Annotated in this window: 17 protein-coding genes; 8 read left to right on the top strand and 9 right to left on the bottom strand. The window is 44.7% G+C overall.

What is annotated here, in order from left to right; all coding sequences use genetic code 11:
- Positions 1-14: 14 nt before the first annotated feature.
- The 4 genes from MOB98_RS16805 to mneS form a co-directional block, all read right to left on the bottom strand.
- Positions 15-2,225, bottom strand: a complete 2,211-nt coding sequence (locus MOB98_RS16805) for a DUF4129 domain-containing transglutaminase family protein (RefSeq protein ID WP_268358743.1) — start codon at positions 2,223-2,225, stop codon at positions 15-17.
- Positions 2,226-2,246: 21 nt separating this feature from the next.
- The gene (locus MOB98_RS16810; protein ID WP_268358740.1) at positions 2,247-3,443 is read right to left on the bottom strand and encodes a DUF58 domain-containing protein; all 1,197 of its coding nucleotides are present in this window, start codon (positions 3,441-3,443) and stop codon (positions 2,247-2,249) included.
- Positions 3,443-4,405, bottom strand: a complete 963-nt coding sequence (locus MOB98_RS16815; protein WP_268358738.1) for an AAA family ATPase — start codon at positions 4,403-4,405, stop codon at positions 3,443-3,445. The genes MOB98_RS16810 and MOB98_RS16815 overlap by 1 nt, the downstream gene beginning before the upstream one ends.
- 150 nt (positions 4,406-4,555) lie before the next feature.
- Positions 4,556-5,428 carry a manganese transporter MneS gene (mneS, locus tag MOB98_RS16820; protein WP_268358736.1) on the bottom strand — a complete coding sequence of 291 codons (873 nt, stop codon included), beginning with the start codon at positions 5,426-5,428 and terminating at the stop codon, positions 4,556-4,558.
- A 410-nt stretch (positions 5,429-5,838) separates the two neighbouring features.
- On the opposite strand from mneS, the gene gabP reads away from it, so the two are divergent.
- From gabP to MOB98_RS16850, 6 genes are all read left to right on the top strand, one after another.
- On the top strand, positions 5,839-7,248 hold the full coding sequence (gene gabP / locus MOB98_RS16825; protein WP_268358733.1) for a GABA permease: 1,410 nt from the start codon (positions 5,839-5,841) through the stop codon (positions 7,246-7,248).
- A 146-nt stretch (positions 7,249-7,394) separates the two neighbouring features.
- Entirely contained in the window at positions 7,395-8,936 is a 1,542-nt protein-coding gene (gene cotA, locus MOB98_RS16830) for an outer spore coat copper-dependent laccase CotA (protein WP_268358730.1), read from the top strand.
- 98 nt (positions 8,937-9,034) lie between these two features.
- Complete coding sequence (locus MOB98_RS16835; protein WP_268358728.1) at positions 9,035-10,024, top strand: DUF4003 family protein; 990 nt, start codon at positions 9,035-9,037, stop codon at positions 10,022-10,024.
- 12 nt (positions 10,025-10,036) lie between these two features.
- On the top strand, positions 10,037-10,852 hold the full coding sequence (locus tag MOB98_RS16840; protein ID WP_268358726.1) for an alpha/beta fold hydrolase: 816 nt from the start codon (positions 10,037-10,039) through the stop codon (positions 10,850-10,852).
- An 82-nt stretch (positions 10,853-10,934) separates the two neighbouring features.
- A complete protein-coding gene (locus MOB98_RS16845; protein WP_003234008.1) occupies positions 10,935-11,144 on the top strand; it encodes a cold-shock protein in 210 nt (69 codons plus the stop codon).
- Positions 11,145-11,329: 185 nt separating this feature from the next.
- Complete coding sequence (locus MOB98_RS16850) at positions 11,330-11,488, top strand: hypothetical protein (RefSeq protein WP_268358724.1); 159 nt, start codon at positions 11,330-11,332, stop codon at positions 11,486-11,488.
- 33 nt (positions 11,489-11,521) lie between these two features.
- Here the strand turns inward: MOB98_RS16850 and MOB98_RS16855 are convergent, their stop codons facing one another.
- Both MOB98_RS16855 and walM read right to left on the bottom strand, forming a co-directional pair.
- Positions 11,522-12,568, bottom strand: a complete 1,047-nt coding sequence (locus MOB98_RS16855) for a hypothetical protein (RefSeq protein ID WP_268367205.1) — start codon at positions 12,566-12,568, stop codon at positions 11,522-11,524.
- Positions 12,569-12,633: 65 nt separating this feature from the next.
- On the bottom strand, positions 12,634-13,005 hold the full coding sequence (gene walM, locus MOB98_RS16860) for a cell wall metabolism protein WalM (protein WP_268362782.1): 372 nt from the start codon (positions 13,003-13,005) through the stop codon (positions 12,634-12,636).
- A 436-nt stretch (positions 13,006-13,441) separates the two neighbouring features.
- Here walM and bdhA point away from each other — a divergent pair, with 436 nt between their 5' ends.
- Entirely contained in the window at positions 13,442-14,482 is a 1,041-nt protein-coding gene (bdhA, locus tag MOB98_RS16865) for a (R,R)-butanediol dehydrogenase (RefSeq protein WP_268362779.1), read from the top strand.
- 47 nt (positions 14,483-14,529) lie between these two features.
- On the opposite strand, the gene iolT is transcribed toward bdhA, so the two are convergent.
- Together iolT and MOB98_RS16875 are read right to left on the bottom strand one after the other, a co-directional pair.
- Positions 14,530-15,951: a myo-inositol transporter IolT gene (gene iolT / locus MOB98_RS16870; protein WP_268362776.1), complete on the bottom strand. Its 1,422-nt coding sequence runs from the start codon at positions 15,949-15,951 to the stop codon at positions 14,530-14,532.
- A gap of 50 nt (positions 15,952-16,001) precedes the next feature.
- Complete coding sequence (locus MOB98_RS16875; RefSeq protein WP_268367204.1) at positions 16,002-16,175, bottom strand: hypothetical protein; 174 nt, start codon at positions 16,173-16,175, stop codon at positions 16,002-16,004.
- A 382-nt stretch (positions 16,176-16,557) separates the two neighbouring features.
- Here MOB98_RS16875 and MOB98_RS16880 point away from each other — a divergent pair, with 382 nt between their 5' ends.
- On the top strand, positions 16,558-17,553 hold the full coding sequence (locus MOB98_RS16880) for a potassium channel family protein (protein ID WP_268362774.1): 996 nt from the start codon (positions 16,558-16,560) through the stop codon (positions 17,551-17,553).
- A 59-nt stretch (positions 17,554-17,612) separates the two neighbouring features.
- On the opposite strand, the gene MOB98_RS16885 is transcribed toward MOB98_RS16880, so the two are convergent.
- Positions 17,613-18,575, bottom strand: coding sequence for a carbohydrate kinase family protein (locus tag MOB98_RS16885; RefSeq protein ID WP_268362772.1), 963 nt, complete (start codon positions 18,573-18,575; stop codon positions 17,613-17,615).
- Between the last annotated feature and the right edge of the window lie 6 nt (positions 18,576-18,581).

Raw genomic sequence — 18,581 nt, forward strand, 5'->3', positions numbered from 1 at the left:
ACGTTGATAAGCGGTCAAGACCATCTTCTTTTAATTAAATTTTCCCATAACTCTCTTGATTCATTCCAAAGCGACGCTGAATCTTCATTTCTGTACAACGCCCGTTCATAGCGTAATGTCAGCTTTGACATGTCTTCCATGTCGTATTTTTCATCGATTCGTTTCGCATAATCACGCAGCGTTTCACTGTCTTGTTTCGGCAGTCCCCTTCTCTTCATCTGTTTCAGGAGGGCGCCGTACGCCTCAAAAAACACGTGCTGATCGCTGCGCCGCTTCAATTTTCTCACAACGAAAGCTGGCATCCATAACGAACGGAAAACATACAGCAATACCGCTGCTAACAGGAGGACTATAAGGACTGAAAGTGCTGCATACCAGCCTGCACCGGCATTTGCGTGTGGAGCGGTCGATTTTTTAGAAACAGCTGGCTCCCGTTTTTCCTTTTGTTTCTCCTCTTTTTCCGGCTGTTTTTTTTCTTCTTTCTGTTCTTTCTTCGTTTTCTCCTGCGAGCTGCTTTCGCTGCCGGAATCCTTTGTGTCATTAGAGGAAGTAAATTCAGCCGGATTTGTAAACCCTTTAGTCGGCTCAAATGTGACCCAGCCCTGTTCCGGGAAATACACCTCTACCCAGGAATGGGCGTTGTTATTTGTCACTTCGTAGATGCTGCCGTTTTTGTTCCCTGCTTCTTTATATTCACCGGACGTATAACCCTTTACCCAGCGGGCCGGAATGCCGGCCGAGCGCAGGAGCACGACCATTGAGGAAGAAAAGTTATCACAGTAGCCCATCTTTGTTTCAAACAGAAACTGATCGACATAATCCTCATCATTCTTTGGGATGGTCACGTTTTCGGTCTCATATGTGAACTCATCTGATCCTAAATAGTCCTCAACCGCTTTCACCTTATCAAACATATTGTCGTGATCCTGAGTCAGCTTGATCGCAAGGGTTTTCACCCGCTCAGGCAGTGTATCCGGCAGCTGCATATAGCGGTCGCTGAATGTGTATTCCTCACTGTTTCTGACTTTCACCTTTCTCAGCTCATCCAGCTTATAGACCGGGGAGTTGTACGATACTGTATAGCTCCCCATATTTCTGACCTTACCAGCTTGTTCACTGATCGGAGAAATTTGTTCCGTATTCCCGTTCATCTCGAGTGAGACAGCCCGCTTTGGCTGAATGGCTTCAGCACCGATCGGATACATCACATGGTTATATCCATAGTGATCATCGACCTTTACACGAACAGTGCTGCGCTCTGTCGAAACCTTGTGGTCAAACCACAGATTTTCAACTTTTCCTCCGCTAAGCTGATAGGACATGCCTGTGTCTGTTTCAATCCAGCCTTTTCCTGTATACGTATCCTTCGTTTCCACCCGGAAATACGTGCGCTCTTTTCCCTGCCATGTAAAAACAGGGGTATCATCCTGCTGAAACGGGCCGCCGAGCGATTCATCATGGTTCCCGTATCCGATTTTGCTTTCTCCAGCCGGCACACGGTCCTGATTGGTGATTTTTTTGAGAAAAGGCACGGGATCAGGCCAAGCTGGATCTGATTTCGGAGCGGCAAGTCCGAATCCCACTGCAGCCAAAATGAATACAGATAGAGGAAGAAACCATTTCAGAACAGACGCTTTTGGCAGCGTAATTCTTTCCATCAGCCTGATGCGTTCTAAGTATAAAAGGCCCAGCATAAAAAAGCCGATCAGCACAATACGGATGACGGCAAAAGTGGCGTCATATGGCGTAAAGGTATCAAGAATCGTAATATACGCTACTGTCATCATAAAGAAAAACAAGATTCTTCTCTGGTAAATCACCCAATAATGAAGGAGATAAACCAGCAGCCACAGCAGCACAAAAAAGAGTAGGGTCCGAAACGAAGGAATCATATCATTCCATTGCCCTGTTTGAATCAGCATGATATTCAAATAAACATCCTGCAAAAAAGAGCCGACCCAGCTCAAGTCAAATAGAGATCCTTGATAAAACAGGATGTGTATCGAGATCAACGTAAATAAGACACAAAAAGGAACGGTGACAAACCACCTCATCCTGAAAAAGGTCAGCAGAAACGTCAAGCCGATAAAGACAATAAAAAAGCCTGTATGTTTCGTATCTGTAAAACTGTCAAGCGGCCTGAGCCACTCCCACAGCAATAAAAATGCCAAAAAATAAAATAACAGCAAGCTCAAACGGCTTCCTTTCTGATCATCGTGCGGCATGTGCACCCGTCACCTCTCTTTCTAAACAACACGCGAAACTCGGCCGCCCCTCATGACCTGAACTCTGATTTGGCGTTTCAACATGCGTTCGATCATGACATTTTCAGCTTGAGAAAGCTCAGCATCTTTCTCTTTTGCCAGTATCACTGTAACTCGGCCGCCCCCAATTTCTGCTATGTTCAGCAAATCCTCCGTGAACTGCCCCGTGACGAGCACTCTATCAGCCTGGCGAACAGACGGTTTCCCCAGCTCCTCACGTACATAGCGGCTTACCGGGTCAGCCGCATCACAATGAGCGACGGCTAAATGATGAAGCATGTGCTTAAAATGCTGCTCACCCTCCTGAACAGGAAAAATTGTTTTTTCCTTTCCGACTGAGGCCAAGCCTGCCCCCGCGCCGTTTTTCAAAACAGAATGAAGAATCGAAGCTGTCACAGAAATGACCTCTTCAAATGCTTCAGAGGGAAAACGGTCCATCAGAAGAAACAGGTTTTTGCTTCGAGACGGTTCAAATTCCTTTGTCATCAGCTGGCTCCGCCGTGCAGAAGTCTTCCAGTCTAGTGCAGCAAACCTGTCTCCCGGCTCATAATTGCGCACACTCGCTGCGACTGCAGAATGGTGCTGATGAACTGGAGAAGAACCGCTTACACCATCTTCCTGATGCCTCTCATTCACCTGATAAGGAAGACGCTGAAAAGACGGATAAACAAACAGAGTATCTTTCAGCTCATAAAAAGCTGTTTTTTCAATCAAGCCAAGAACATCCCCGGTCCGCACCCTGACAGCATGAAAATGATGCTCCCCGCGCGGTACCCGAGCTAATTCATACGACATCGTCATGCTCTGTTTAAACCAAGGAAAAACGAGCCGTTTGCCCGGGGCCTCCCCTCGGTTCAATGACCCGATTCCTTCTGGCAGGCAATCTTCAATCACCATATACATCAGGGGAAACGGCAGCGTTCTCCTCAGTGTAATCAACACGGCCAGCCTGTCCCCCGCATGCAATTGTGTTTTGGCCATTTGCCGTGAAGCCTGAAAAGAGCGGAGCGGGTACAGCGCAAGCAGCCCGGCATACACCACAAAAGGGAGAAATGCATAAAACAAAAACCAGCTGACAAAGCCGCCCTGAAACATTGCATAAGAAAAAACAGCAGCCGTCAATAACGTTAATACAATCAGCTTCCATCCATAAACGAGCCATTGCCATTTCTTCTTCATCAGCGGATCGACGACCTTTGAACCGGCACCTTCACGGTGGACATGATCTCCTGTACTATCGCTTCTGCCTGTACCCCTTCAAATTTCGCCTCCGGCTGCAGCAGCATCCGGTGCGGCAGCGCAAAAGGAGCCAAATATTGAATATCATCCGGAATGACATAGTCGCGATGATGCAGCAGCGCGTATGCTTGGGCCGCTTTCATCAGAGCGATTGATCCGCGCGGACTGACGCCTAATTGAACAGAGGCATGATGTCTCGTTTTCTGCACGAGTTCAACAATATATTCTTTTATGCTGTCATCGGCACGGACATGTTGCACTTCCTGCTGCAATCGGATGAAGTCTTCTCTTGTAATAACCGGCTCAAGTGTCTCAATCGGATGGCTTTTTTCCTGAAGAGATAAAACATCCAGCTCCTCATTAAAGGACGGATAGCCCATGCGAAGCTTAAATAAAAAACGGTCAAGCTGGGCTTCCGGCAAAGGATAGGTCCCTTCATATTCGACCGGGTTTTGCGTTGCCATCACAAAAAACGGAGCGGCAAGCGGCATCGTATGTCCATCTACCGTTACACTTCCCTCTTCCATCGCTTCAAGCAAAGCAGACTGTGTCTTCGGAGAGGTCCGGTTGATTTCATCGGCAAGTACGATGTTTCCCATAATCGGGCCGGGACGGTATTCAAATTCCATCGTTTTCGCATTATAGATGGATACGCCTGTGACATCAGATGGCAGCAAATCCGGAGTGAACTGGATTCTTTTGAAGTCGGCGCCGATTGACTTTGCCAGCGCGCGGACCATCATCGTTTTACCGACTCCAGGCACATCCTCAAGCAGCACATGCCCTTTGGCAAGAATGGCTGCTAAACTGAGTATGGCGATGTCTCGCTTTCCAACCATTACTCTATTAATATGGTCAACTGCTTTCCCCAGCAAAGGATGCAGGTCTTCTTGATATGCCATTCTTTTCCTCCTAGTCATCTACAAAATTCATCATAATGTAACCTAACTTTACCACAAAAAGCAATCTGTATAAAAAAACGATTCTAGCAAATTGTTTCCAATAAAGCAGGCCAAAACACACAAAAAAGCTTCCTATGGCAGGAAGCTTTATTATTTGTGTTCTAAAGGCTCCATATGAACATGTGAATAATCAATCGCATGCTCCTCCTTCATTCTCCGCTCAATTTCATTGGCAATATCGTGGCTTTCCGTAATATTTAAATCTGCCGATACCTCAACCACCACATCAACGTAAACCGTACTGCCCAAGTATCTCGCTTTAATGTCTTTTAAACGGCTCACACCGGAGACCTTTTCGATCGTCTGTTTATAAGCTGACATGTCCTTTACGTCAAAGCCATCTGTCAATGAGTGAGATGATTCTTTAAAAATATCCCATGCCGTTTTGCAAATGAGAAGGCCGATTACAAACGCCGTTACCGTATCAATCCAAGCCAGGTGGAATTGCGCGGCCATAATTCCGATAAATGTGCCGATGCTGACGAACGCATCTGATTTATTATCAGCGGCCGCGGCAAGGAGCGCTTGACTCTTTACCTTTTTGGCCAGCCTTTTATTGTATTGGTAGACCAGCAGCATCAGGGCTGCCCCGCCCGCTGCCGTCCAAGCCGCAATCATATCCGGTGTCTCCTGCTTAGCAGAAAAAATAGACTCACCGGCGCTGAACAGCACTTGCAGCCCGACAACCATCATAATAAACGATGCAATAAGTGATGCAATTGTTTCTGCACGGAAGTGGCCGTATGGATGATCTTCGTCAGGAGGCTTTTGTGAGATGCGGAGGCCGATCAGTACAGCAACAGAAGCAATAATGTCAGTTGTGTTATTCAACCCGTCTGCCGTCAGTGCTTCAGAGTGAAAAAGATAACCGATGATCAGCTTCATCGCGGACAGAACAAGATACGCGGCAATACTGACCAGCGCCCCGGATTCTCCCTTTTTCAGTTCATCATATCTCTCCATACAAAACCTCCTCTCCGTTCGTGTTTTCCTATTATTATGATACAAAGCTGAAACGCAGTGGGTCTACAGAAACATGATTCACCAACCACAGAAAAATAGTGACAATAGAACACTCTTTCTCTAAACCAATTTATTTTCTCATCCGAAAACCGCTTCAACTTCAATGATACCAATGCTTCTGACGATCTTCCATATTTTCAAAATCATGACAAACCACAAAAATGAATAATTAACGGAACATTTTTTCTTTTATTCCAGCGTCTCGCTGAAAATACCCCCAACAAAACACTACAAATTTGAAATAATATGTTATATTTTCTTACACGAATTTTCGACAAACTGTATATTTATGATAGAGTTTCAATTATCATAATATTCAGTAATGATTACATTTTTAAAGGAGGTAATTTATGAACCAGACTCAACCAGGATTGAAAAAAGAATTAAAGACCCGCCATATGACAATGATTTCGATTGCCGGCGTAATCGGAGCCGGACTATTTGTAGGCAGCGGTTCAGTGATTCACTCGACCGGGCCCGGTGCCATAGTTTCTTACGCGTTAGCCGGATTATTGGTGATTTTTATCATGAGAATGCTCGGAGAGATGTCTGCGGTAAACCCGACGAGCGGATCGTTTTCTCAATACGCCCATGATGCCATCGGACCGTGGGCAGGATTTACAATCGGATGGCTGTATTGGTTTTTCTGGGTGATTGTCATCGCGATCGAAGCCATCGCCGGCGCCGGCATTATTCAATACTGGTACCACGATATTCCGCTGTGGCTGACAAGTTTGATTTTGACGATCGTGCTTACCCTGACAAACATCTACTCTGTTAAGTCATTCGGTGAGTTTGAATATTGGTTCTCCCTCATTAAAGTTGTGACCATCATCGCTTTTTTAATCGTTGGTTTTGCCTTTATTTTTGGCATTGCTCCTGGCAGTGAACCAGTCGGTTTTTCAAATATCACAGGCAAAGGCGGTTTTTTTCCGGAAGGCGTCGGCTCCGTATTGCTCGGGATTGTCGTTGTCATCTTCTCCTTTATGGGTACAGAAATTGTCGCCATTGCAGCAGGTGAAACATCCAACCCGGTTGAATCCGTGACAAAAGCGACCCGATCCGTTGTATGGCGCATCATCGTCTTTTACGTTGGCTCTATCGCCATTGTTGTGGCACTTTTGCCTTGGAATTCAGCAAATATATTAGAAAGCCCTTTCGTCGCTGTACTTGAGCATATTGGCGTGCCGGCCGCAGCGCAGATTATGAACTTTATCGTCCTCACAGCCGTACTCTCTTGCCTGAATTCAGGTTTGTACACCACATCCAGAATGCTGTATTCACTCGCAGAAAGAAACGAGGCGCCGCGCCGTTTTATGAAATTGAGCAAAAAAGGTGTTCCCGTACAGGCAATTGTCGCCGGAACCTTTTTCTCCTATATCGCAGTTGTAATGAACTACTTTTCACCGGATACTGTCTTTTTATTCTTGGTCAATTCATCAGGCGCAATTGCTTTGCTCGTCTATCTAGTCATCGCTGTGTCGCAGCTGAGAATGCGAAAAAAACTCGAAAAAACAAACCCGGAAGCATTGAAGATCAAAATGTGGCTCTTCCCTTTCCTAACCTACTTGACTATCATCGCCATCTGCGGAATTTTAGTATCTATGGCATTTATTGATTCCATGAGGGATGAACTGCTTCTGACAGGCGTCATCACGGGCATTGTTCTGATTTCTTACCTTGTGTTCAGAAAACGCAAGGTGAGGGAGAAAGCAGCAGCCAAACCAGTCACACAGCAGCAGCCCGACATCCTGCCTTAATGCCGATCACATCCTAAACGGTCTGCCGTTTAGGATGTTTTATTTCTTCTGCAGGCAGCGGCACACAGATTTTTTTGTAACCATCACGTCCTTATTGTCATTAACTATAGTACCAATTTGGAAAATTTAAATAAGGACAGATGAAAATGACACTTGAAAAATTTGTGGATGCTCTCCCAATCCCAGATACACTAAAGCCAGTGCAGCAATCAAAAGAAAAAACATACTACGAAGTCACCATGGAAGAATGCGCCCATCAGCTTCACCGCGATCTCCCTCCAACCCGCTTGTGGGGCTACAACGGCTTATTTCCCGGGCCTACCATTGAAGCCAACAGAAATGAAAACGTTTATGTGAAATGGATGAATAACCTTCCTTCAGAGCATTTCCTACCGATTGATCACACCATTCATCACAGTGACAGCCAGCATGAAGAGCCAGAAGTAAAGACTGTCGTTCATTTACACGGAGGCGTCACGCCAGATGATAGTGACGGGTATCCAGAGGCTTGGTTCTCTAAAGACTTTGAACAAACAGGCCCTTATTTTAAACGAGAGGTTTATCATTATCCGAATCAGCAGCGCGGTGCGATTTTGTGGTATCACGATCATGCCATGGCGCTCACCAGGCTGAATGTCTATGCCGGGCTTGTCGGCGCCTATATCATTCATGATCCAAAAGAAAAACGCCTAAAGCTGCCTTCCGGCGAATACGACGTGCCGCTCCTTATCACTGACCGCACGATCAATGAGGACGGTTCTTTGTTTTATCCAAGCGGGCCTGAAAACCCTTCCTCGTCAGTGCCTAACCCTTCAATCGTTCCGGCTTTTTGCGGAGAAACCATACTTGTGAACGGGAAGGTATGGCCATACTTTGAGGTCGAACCGAGGAAATACCGCTTCCGCGTCATCAATGCCTCCAATACAAGAACCTATAACCTGTCACTAGATAACGGCGGAGAATTTATTCAGATCGGTTCAGACGGAGGGCTCCTGCCTCGCTCTGTTAAACTGAACTCTTTCAGTCTTGCGCCTGCTGAACGTTATGACATCATCATTGACTTCACAGCCTATGAAGGGCAATCGATCATTTTGGCAAACAGCGAGGGCTGTGACGGTGACGTTAATCCAGAAACAGATGCGAATATTATGCAATTCAGAGTCACAAAACCATTGACGCAAAAAGACGAAAGCAGAAAGCCGAAGTACCTCGCCTCATACCCTTCAGTGCAGAATGAAAGAATACAAAACATCAGAACACTGAAACTGGCAGGCACCCAAGACGAATACGGCAGACCCGTCCTCCTCCTCAATAACAAACGCTGGCACGATCCCGTCACAGAAGCACCAAAAGTCGGCACAACTGAAATATGGTCCATCATCAATCCGACGCGCGGAACACATCCGATCCACCTGCACCTGGTCTCCTTCCGTGTGCTAGACCGGCGTCCGTTTGATATCGCGCGCTATCAAGAAAGCGGGGAATTGTCCTACACCGGCCCGGCTGTTCCGCCGCCGCCAAATGAAAAGGGCTGGAAAGACACCATTCAATCCCATGCCGGTGAAGTCCTGAGAATTGCGGCAACATTCGGGCCGTACAGCGGACGGTACGTATGGCACTGCCATATTCTTGAGCATGAAGACTATGACATGATGAGGCCGATGGATATAATAGATCCTCATAAATAACCCGACAAAACTTGCCTCTTGCAGGCAAGTTTTTCTTTATGAAACTTTTGGCCCTATTTATCGTATTACGTAAAAACAGCAAAAAGGAGCTGCTTGTTATGCTGACACACGGCCTACATGAAAAAACAAAGCAATACATTTCCATTTATGCTGAATTAAAATCAAAATTAAAGTGGAAAGTTTTACACGATCAGATATTAATGCTCATTTCTTCTGCATATATTGTGAATAAAAGAGAGTTTGATTTTCAGCGCTTTTATGATTTGAGCAGCTATATCAAATCAAACATCGGCAGCTTCTCAACACTCAATTCACACCATCGTTTTACCGTCGCTTCCTTTCTGGACATTCATTTTCAGCAGGAAGCCAAACAAGCATTTCTCGCTTTTATCGACAGATACAACGAGATGGTGAGGCTTGGATACAAACGGGACATTTTCACTTACCTATCCGCTCTTATCCTACTCACCGGCAAGTCCGAAGCGATCAATCAAAAAGAACAGATGAGCTTGGGCCTCTCTGTTTATCAGCAGATGAAAAAACAGCACTATTTCCTCACGTCAACTCATAATATCCCGCTTGCTGTATTGCTGGCCGGGAATGGGAAGGGATTAGAGGCGCTGAATAAAGCGGAAGCGTGTTACCAGCAGCTGTCGAAAGACGGATTTCGCAAAGGCCAGCATTTACACCAAACCAGCCATATTCTTGCCCTGCATGCCGAAAAAGACGCTGAAACGCTTGTTTTGCAATGCAGAAAGCTATTTCAAACCATCACTGAATCTCACAAAAAACCCAAGGATGTCCATTACCCTGATCTGGCTCTGCTCACATTTCTGGAAGAGCCAGATATCAAAACCGTTCTGGCCATCACACACGAGCTGAACCAAGAAAAACAATTCAAATGGAAAAAAGAATTGAACTTCAAAATCGCTGTCAGCCTATATCTCAGTGAACATATGGAGAAAAATCTGCTGATGGAATCAGGACTGTACACAGCCATAGAAACCGCCATCCAGGCACAGCAGGCAGCCGCGACAGCTGCCATTATCAGCTCAACAGCAGCCAGCCATTCTCATGACGGAAACTAGAGGAGGAGAAACATGCCATACATCACATTGGAAGATCAGACGCGCCTATACTATGAAACGCACGGCAGCGGTACACCGATCCTATTTATACATGGGGTGCTGATGAGCGGACAGTTTTTCCACAAACAACTCTCAGCACTCTCTGCCAATTACCAGTGTATTCGTCTCGATCTTAGAGGACACGGCGAATCCGACAAGGTCCTTCACGGACACACTATTTCCCAATATGCCCGTGACGTAAGGGAATTTCTGAACACAATGGAGCTCGATCGCGCCGTTCTTGCCGGCTGGTCAATGGGCGCTTTCGTCGTATGGGATTATCTCAATCAATTTGGGTATGATAACATACAAGCCGCTGTGATCATCGATCAATCAGCTTCCGATTATCAATGGGAGGGCTGGGAGCACGGCCCATTTGATTTTGACGGCTTAAAAACGGCAATGCACGCCATTCAGACCAACCCGCTGCCATTCTACAAGGACTTCATCCATAATATGTTCGCCGAACCGCCTGCCGAGACAGAAACAGAATGGATGCTGGCAGAAATCCTCAAACAGCCGGCTGCCATTTCAAGCACGATTTTATTTAACCAAACGGCTGCTGATTACCGCGGCACCCTCCAAAACATCAATGTGCCGACATTGCTGTGCTTCGGGGAAGACCGCAAATTTTTCTCTATAGCAGCTGGAGAACACTTGCGCAGCCATATTCCAAACTCGACGCTCGTTACCTTTTCTAAAAGCAGCCATTGCCCGTTTTTAGAAGAACCGGACGCTTTTAACAGCACCCTCCTCTCCTTTTTAGATGGGCTGATTGGAAAGTCATAAAGAAAAAGGAATTAGGAGATTAGGGAAAAGTATGAGACAATAAGAAATGTGCAGTAAAATACATGAGGGAAGAAGTGACTTTATGTCTTACTATAACAAACGAAATCAAGAACCGCTGCCAAAAGAAGATGTGAGTACTTGGGAATGCACAAAAGAAGACTGTAACGGCTGGACTCGAAAAAACTTTGCCAGCAGTGATACGCCATTGTGCCCTTTGTGCGGAAGTAAAATGGTCGACGGCATCCGTTCATTAGTGAATCTCCAAAACAACAGCCAAACGAAAACAAGCTAGTTCTTCCCAATAACAAATACAGTCTCCTTCAAACATACAATCCCCGAACGGAGACAAAATTCTATATTTCAGAATAAGCCTCTGGATTGCAAGAGGCCGTAAATTAGAAAGAAGCCCAAAACTGTAAATGTTTAGGGCTTTTCTTGCTTACAATGGTATAATATGGATGCGAGAGGATTGATAATGTGATCTCAAACCAGCAGCAAAGTGACCTGAAAAAAAGAGCTGCGTTCAAAAAGCTGAACCTTGCAATGAACTCATATGTTGAACTTCTGTTTTTATCGATACCTCTGATTCATTTCTTTAAGTGGCTCGGATCATTAGCCCTGCACCTCGTCCATTAAAAAAACCACTCAGCCCATGCCGAGTGGTTTTTATTAGTTGATGACAGAAAAGCTGTTAATGATGCCGTTTGGATTTTCCCACACTTTTTTGAACGTCTTATCTTCAAGATTATAGGAATAAATCGTCCGCACCTTAGCTTCACGCCCTGTTTCATCCTTCAGCTTTTTAGCCCCCTTGGCTTCGGCTAGAAAATAAATGTTCTTGCCGTCCTTAGAGAACTGCGGCTGTGCGTCAATTAACAGCTTACATGCTTTTTGATTTGAAATGATGGTTTCATATTTTTTCGTATCCGCATTGAGCATCTGAATAGAAGCGGTTTGGTTTGTACCTTTCTGCGTATATGATGTAAACAAAATCCGTTTATCATCATCAGAAACAGCAATATCGCTGATGAACTGGTCGAGGCTCTTCAGTTCATCAAGTTGGTTTTGCTTTCCTGCCGCAAAATGAATCGTTGTCGGTTCAGGATCGATTCCCTTTTCGTTCGCTTCATCTGTTTTCTTGTAATCTTCTTCTACAGAATAATGAAGCAAGGCAAATGAATCGTTTTTTCGATTATAAAAGAAGCTGCTGACGGTGTCATCCTGATCATTAGCGGCAGGATAAAGGTTCTTGTACTTCTTCGTTTTCAGATCAAAAGCTGCGATCCGAAAATTGCTTTCGTCCGCTTTTCCTAAACGGAAATAGATGGTTGAACGGTCCTTTGATAAAAACAGGCTGTCAGCACTCTCCGGACCTTTATAAAGCATCGTCTTTTTATGAGACTTAAGATCCAGCTTAAAAAGCCTCATTTCATTTTGATCATTATTGCCCGTATAATAGAGCACCTGCTTTTTTTGATCCAAGACAAATGCCGGATAGCTGGTCAGCTTCTCCTCATGAATCACCTTGTCATTTTCATAATACTTCGTCAGCAAATCCGTATCTGTAATTGAAACCAGCAGCTTATCACCGCTCTCCGTATTGACTGAAACATCAGCAGCCCTCTCATGGCCTTTATCCTTTGTCACGTAAAATGCAATGCCCGCCGCAGCGGCTGCTATTATAACTCCTAACATTAATATGATTCTTTTTTTCATCTCTTATCTCCACCAATAGAAAAAGCAAGAATGTGACTTCTTGCTTTACAGATTATATATGTAGATTAATAGCTGTAATGTCCCGCTACTTTTCCTTTGCTTAATGGGTATCCAAGCGCTTTAAACGCTTTAGGGCTTACATCCAATACCGCATTAGGCATTCTGCCAACATCATTTTTGTAAACCGTAATCACCTTTTTAGGTTTCGCTTTTGCATAAGCTCTGATTTTCGTTCCGTTTTTAGGAACGTCAAATCCGATCTTGGTCGCACAATCCCAATGTCCAAGTTTCTTACCTGAAGAGCCTTTTTTCCCGACTCCATTATACCAAGTAATATTTCCGTTCACATGTTTCGCACTGGCATCTGATGAAAAACTGAAAGCTCCCAAAGTACTTCCTGCTAAGATAAAAGCGGCTAAAATGACTTTTTTCAACATTTCGTCCCCCTGTTTGTTAACATCTAGGAAGATTATACACGATCAACCAGGGATTTTTTATTTCAATATCCTTACAGTAATGTTACAAAGTCAGGAAAGTTACCTTTGCTAAAATAAACCATGGAAAATTATCCTATTACAAATGCAGTATTAGCGTTATAATTGTTGATAGAGTAGTTGTCGCATTCAATATGAACGAACCATTACCGTATTGTTCAAACCAAATTCATAGCTATGTAAACGAATCATACTCTCATATAAAGAAAAAAGAGTGTGCGAGACTCTTTTTTCTCCAAAGTTTCTTTTTTCAAAAAACGTAGATTATATTATATAAAAATTTTACTTCTTTTTTGGTTTTAAAAATGGCGATTTTGTGAACAGTTCATATTGACCGGTGCGGAATTACTCACATCAAAAGTTATAGGAGTGGTAATCCATGAAGGCAGCAAGATGGCATAACCAAAAGGATATCCGTATTGAACATATCGAAGAGCCAAAAACGGAACCGGGAAAAGTAAAGATCAAAGTCAAATGGTGCGGCATCTGCGGCAGTGATTTACACGAATATCTGGGCGGCCCGATCTTTATTCCGGTTGACAAACCGCATCCGTTAACGAAAGAAACAGCACCTGTCACAATGGGCCATGAATTCTCCGGTGAAGTTGTTGAAGTCGGAGAAGGCGTTGAAAACTATAAAGTTGGAGACCGCGTTGTGGTCGAACCGATTTTTGCCACTCACGGCCACCAGGGCGCCTACAACCTTGATGAACAAATGGGATTCCTCGGCTTAGCCGGCGGAGGCGGCGGTTTCTCTGAATACGTCTCTGTGGATGAAGAGCTGTTGTTCAAACTGCCTGATGAATTATCATATGAACAAGGCGCGCTCGTTGAACCTTCTGCGGTCGCTTTATATGCTGTCCGCTCAAGCAAAATCAAAGCCGGCGACAAAGCGGCTGTATTCGGCTGCGGCCCGATCGGGCTTCTTGTCATTGAAGCGCTGAAGGCTGCCGGTGCAACTGATATTTACGCTGTTGAGCTTTCACCTGAACGCCAGCAAAAAGCGGAAGAGCTTGGAGCCATTATCGTTGATCCGTCCAAAACAGACGATGTAGTCGCTGAAATTGCAGAGCGCACAGGCGGCGGTGTTGACGTAGCATTCGAAGTCACAGGCGTTCCAGTGGTATTACGCCAAGCGATCCAATCCACTACAATCGCCGGTGAAACCGTTATCGTCAGCATTTGGGAAAAAGGCGCTGAAATCCATCCGAACGATATCGTCATCAAAGAACGCACAGTAAAAGGAATTATCGGATACCGTGACATCTTCCCGGCTGTCTTGTCATTGATGAAAGAAGGGTATTTCTCAGCTGACAAACTCGTAACGAAAAAAATCGTGTTAGACGATTTGATCGAGGAAGGCTTCGAGGCCCTGATTAAAGAGAAAAACCAAGTCAAAATTCTTGTCAGACCTAACTAGTTTGAAACCAAAAAGAATCCGCACTCGGGTGCGGATTCTTTTTTTATTTATCCAATCACTTCAGCACCGGGCTCTTTCTTCTCCTCGCCGCGATCATAAGAGCGGAAGTTTTCCTCAAGCTGCTCAAGCGAAAGACCTTTCGTTTCCGGCAAAAATTTCTTCACAAATAGAACAGAGCAAATTCCTAATCCAACGAAGATAAAGAACGTTGTGGACAGCCCGATGCCGGCCAGCAATATCGGGAAGGTGAAACTGACTGCAAAATTCACCATCCACAGACAGAACACCGTGACGCCCATTCCCAGGCCGCGAAGGCGAAGCGGGAAAATCTCAGAAAGCATCAGCCAGGTCACTGGTGAAATCGCCCCCTGCTGGAAAGCTAGGAATGTAACCGTTAGTGACAGAACCACATATGGAAGCGCCGGTGATCCTTGAAGTACAAGTGAAAATATCCCAATCAGCAATAATGCCGTTGTCGTACCGATCAAGCCTGTCATCAGCATCGGCCGGCGCCCCACTCTCCCCAGCAGCCAGATGCCGACGAATGTCGCGAGCACAGAAATCACACCATTGGCAATATTCCCAATCAGCGCAGCTTCCGTTTCGAATCCTGAATCTCTCAAAATTTCTGTACCATAATACATGATGGAGTTAACACCTGTAATTTGCTGTACAATCGCAATTCCTAACCCAATAAACACAATACGGCGCACCCATGGGACTGAAAGATCTTTAAACGTTGCTTTTTCAAGCTGGTCTTCTTTTTTGAAAGCGAATTCAATTTCTTGCAGCTCAGCTGCTGCCCGCTTTTCGTCCCTGATTTTTTTCAATACACGCAAAGCATCTTCTTTTCTTCCTTTAGAAACAAGCCAGCGTGGGCTCTCAGGCATTCTGATCATGCCGAAAAACAGGAACACGGCTGGAAGTGAGGCAATGACCAGCATAAACCTCCACACATGAGAGTTGTCTCCCATTGTTGTTCCAAGGATTGCGTTAAAAACAAAGGCCAAAAGCTGTCCCGATACTATCATCAATTCATTCTGCGTCACCATCCGCCCTCTGCTTTCCACAGGAGACATCTCTGCTAAATAGGCAGGCACCGTTACTGATGCTCCCCCGACAGCAATTCCAAGCACAAAACGGGAGATAATCATGATCGTTACATTTGGAGCAAACGTACACCCGATCGTTGAAATAAAAAATATAACAGCGAGAAACAAGATATTTTTGCGGCGGCCGTTAAAATCAGACATCCTGCCGCCAAACACAGCACCCAGCGCAGCTCCAAAAAGAAGTGAACTGGTGACAAGCCCTTCAGTGAAGGCATTGAGGTTAAGCTGATCCGGCTCTCCCATATATGGCAACGCGCCATTGAGCACTCCGGTATCATAACCGAAGAGAAGCCCGCCAAAAGTCGAGATTAAAATAACGGTACGTAAAAATGACATTTGATTGCCTTGTTGATTCATACTGTTTCCCCCAGTCTTTTTCAAAATCAATCAATGCGTATTTCAAAAACTTATTCCAGGGCTGCTGCCTTCCTCACATTTCGTAAGCAGGCTTCAGAAAAAAGTTCATTATGTTTTTCTCCAATGGCCTCATAACCTACCCTTCTTTCCAGCATGTCAATTTCTTTGGAAGCGATTTCATTTATCGCTAAACGAACAGTGGGTAATTCTTTGTGCATATACATGATGTATTGTTATCTTATAGTCACTTAATAGTTCTATTATAGTAATATGATAGTGACATTTTTGTTACATCTGATATTATCATAATTACAAAAGCGCTTTCAGTCAATAAAAATTTCTGAAAATTTTCAACTCAAAAAAAGTAAAATCACCAATTCAAGGGGAAAATGAACTTTTTTCTTTATAATAATGAGTAAATCAAGTCAAAATCCCTGTGAGTTTCTGTTTATTTGCTAATTTCGCCACAATGAGTAAGTGTTGGGTAACTTCTCCTATTAATTTTAGCAATCACCCTTTATCAAACATATACAATTGTTTCAGAATCAAGATAAAAGGAAATAGAAAAGGAAAATAAAGATGGCTGGCATAGGGGAGGCAACAATATTGAACGAGGTTTATGTCATTGCAGGCCTTTTATTGTTGACAGCGGGGATGATTGATTTTTTATGGACCACGTTATGGTTAGAGAGCGGTGCAGGCCCGATTACTAGATGTCTGTCTGCTTGGCTGTGGAAAGGCTGCCGCAAAATCAGCGGAGACCACGCAAAGGTGCTAAGTATGGCAGGCCCACTGCTGCTATGCCTGACGTTAGTGATATGGATCAGTCTATTTTGGAGCGGGTGGGTTTTGATTTACTCGAGCGACCCTCACTCACTGATGGAAACTCAATCGAAAGAACCGGCTTCCTGGTCAGACCGAATTTATTTTTCCGGCTATGTCATGTTTACATTAGGAAATGGCGACCTCGCTCCAAACGGAGGCCTATGGAGGCTTGTCACAGTGATTGAAACAGCTCAAGGATTGCTTACCATCACGTTTTCTGTCACGTATTTGATTTCGGTCTTGAGTGCAGTTAATCAAAAGCGCTCCTTTGCCCAAAGTGTATTAAGTCTAGGGCATGACGGAACAGAAATCGTCCAGAACGCATGGAACGGCAAGGATTTTCACGACATTGATTTCCTTCTTGCCACTGCCTCATCAGAGCTGGGAAAGCTGACCGCTCAGCATAACGCCTTCCCCATCCTTCATTTTTACCACAGCACGCAGCATCAGGAATCATCCATTATAGCTGTTGCTGTATTGGATGAGGCTCTAACCATTTTCAAATACGGCATTCCTGAACAATATCAGCCAAATCAGCTTCATATCAAAGAAGCACGCTCAAGCATCAAAAACTACCTGGATACCGTTCATACTGCCTATATCCATCCTGCAGAACAAGCGCCGCCGGAACCAGACATCTCAAAGCTTCAACAATCAGGCATACCGGCTTTATCAAAGCAAACATTTCAAATGGCCGTCCATTCTATAAAGGAACGTCGTCAATTGCTGCTGGGAATTATCCAAGCGGGTGCTCGAAAATGGCCTATACGAGAGTAGGCAAATAAAAAAAGATGCCCCCCAAAAGTCCAAAGACTTTCAAGAAACATCCATGCTCTTTACAAAGTAACTTCAATCTCATCCATGCTGGGCAGTGCATCAATGGCTCCAATTTTAGTGCACACAACGGCTCCTACCTTATTGGCAAACGCCACAATTTCACGCAGCTTCTCAAAATCAGCTTCTACTGATTGAATGTGATCCGTGTTTGCCAATTGATATAAAGCCGCACCGACAAAAGCATCTCCCGCTCCTGTTGAGTCGATTGATGTAACCGGAATGCTCGGAATGATTTCATGGTCTTTCCCATTCGAAAGAAGAGTCCCGCTTTTCCCAAGTGTCACAGCGACAATGTTGGCCCCGATCTCATGAAGGATCGCAACGCCCTTTTCATGATTCTTCACACCGCTGATAATCTCAAGCTCCTCGTCACTGACTTTCACAAAATCACTTACAGCGATCGCTTTTTTTGCGACACTTACAAACTCTGAGACCCTTCCCTTCCATAAATCTTCACGATAGTTAGGATCAAACGAAATAAACTGCCCATTGTGTTTCGCAATCGACATAAGCCGTAAATAGGCTGAGCAAAACGGATCTGATAACAGTGCCGTTGCAGAGCCGAAATGAAGGATTTTCGCTTCGTTTAGTTTTTCCTGGTCAATGTCCTCCAGCGTAAACAAAGCGTCCGCGCCTCTATTAAAAACAAAGTCGCGCTCTCCATTTTGCTTTAATGAAACAAAAGCAAGCGTTGTAGGCGCTTTCTCATCCATGACCAGCATAGAGGTATCAACGTGTACAGCGTCTAATGTTTGCTTTAGAAAATACCCAAACGGATCCTTGCCTACTTTTCCGCTGAAAGCAGCTTGTCCGCCCAGCTTGGCAATGGCTGCTGACACATTCGCCGGTGCACCGCCGGCACTTTTTAAGAAATGGCGCCCTTCCATTAAATCAACATCAACATCGGTACAAAAGAAATCAATTAACAATTCTCCAATACAAATAACAGAATAACTACGCATATTATC

The organism is Bacillus sp. N13C7 (assembly GCF_026790065.1).
In the GTDB taxonomy this organism is placed as follows: Bacteria; Bacillota; Bacilli; order Bacillales; family Bacillaceae; genus Bacillus.

Bases quoted from the DNA above. Each gene is read 5' to 3' on its own strand.
- MOB98_RS16805 (WP_268358743.1), bottom strand. From the start codon at position 2,225: ATGCCGCACGATGATCAGAAAGGAAGCCGTTTGAGCTTGCTGTTATTT.
- MOB98_RS16810 (WP_268358740.1), bottom strand. From the start codon at position 3,443: ATGAAGAAGAAATGGCAATGGCTCGTTTATGGATGGAAGCTGATTGTA.
- MOB98_RS16815 (WP_268358738.1), bottom strand. From the start codon at position 4,405: ATGGCATATCAAGAAGACCTGCATCCTTTGCTGGGGAAAGCAGTTGAC.
- mneS (WP_268358736.1), bottom strand. From the start codon at position 5,428: ATGGAGAGATATGATGAACTGAAAAAGGGAGAATCCGGGGCGCTGGTC.
- gabP (WP_268358733.1), top strand. From the start codon at position 5,839: ATGAACCAGACTCAACCAGGATTGAAAAAAGAATTAAAGACCCGCCAT.
- cotA (WP_268358730.1), top strand. From the start codon at position 7,395: ATGACACTTGAAAAATTTGTGGATGCTCTCCCAATCCCAGATACACTA.
- MOB98_RS16835 (WP_268358728.1), top strand. From the start codon at position 9,035: ATGCTGACACACGGCCTACATGAAAAAACAAAGCAATACATTTCCATT.
- MOB98_RS16840 (WP_268358726.1), top strand. From the start codon at position 10,037: ATGCCATACATCACATTGGAAGATCAGACGCGCCTATACTATGAAACG.
- MOB98_RS16845 (WP_003234008.1), top strand. From the start codon at position 10,935: ATGTCTTACTATAACAAACGAAATCAAGAACCGCTGCCAAAAGAAGAT.
- MOB98_RS16855 (WP_268367205.1), bottom strand. From the start codon at position 12,568: ATGAAAAAAAGAATCATATTAATGTTAGGAGTTATAATAGCAGCCGCT.
- walM (WP_268362782.1), bottom strand. From the start codon at position 13,005: ATGTTGAAAAAAGTCATTTTAGCCGCTTTTATCTTAGCAGGAAGTACT.
- bdhA (WP_268362779.1), top strand. From the start codon at position 13,442: ATGAAGGCAGCAAGATGGCATAACCAAAAGGATATCCGTATTGAACAT.
- iolT (WP_268362776.1), bottom strand. From the start codon at position 15,951: ATGAATCAACAAGGCAATCAAATGTCATTTTTACGTACCGTTATTTTA.
- MOB98_RS16875 (WP_268367204.1), bottom strand. From the start codon at position 16,175: ATGTATATGCACAAAGAATTACCCACTGTTCGTTTAGCGATAAATGAA.
- MOB98_RS16885 (WP_268362772.1), bottom strand. From the start codon at position 18,575: ATGCGTAGTTATTCTGTTATTTGTATTGGAGAATTGTTAATTGATTTC.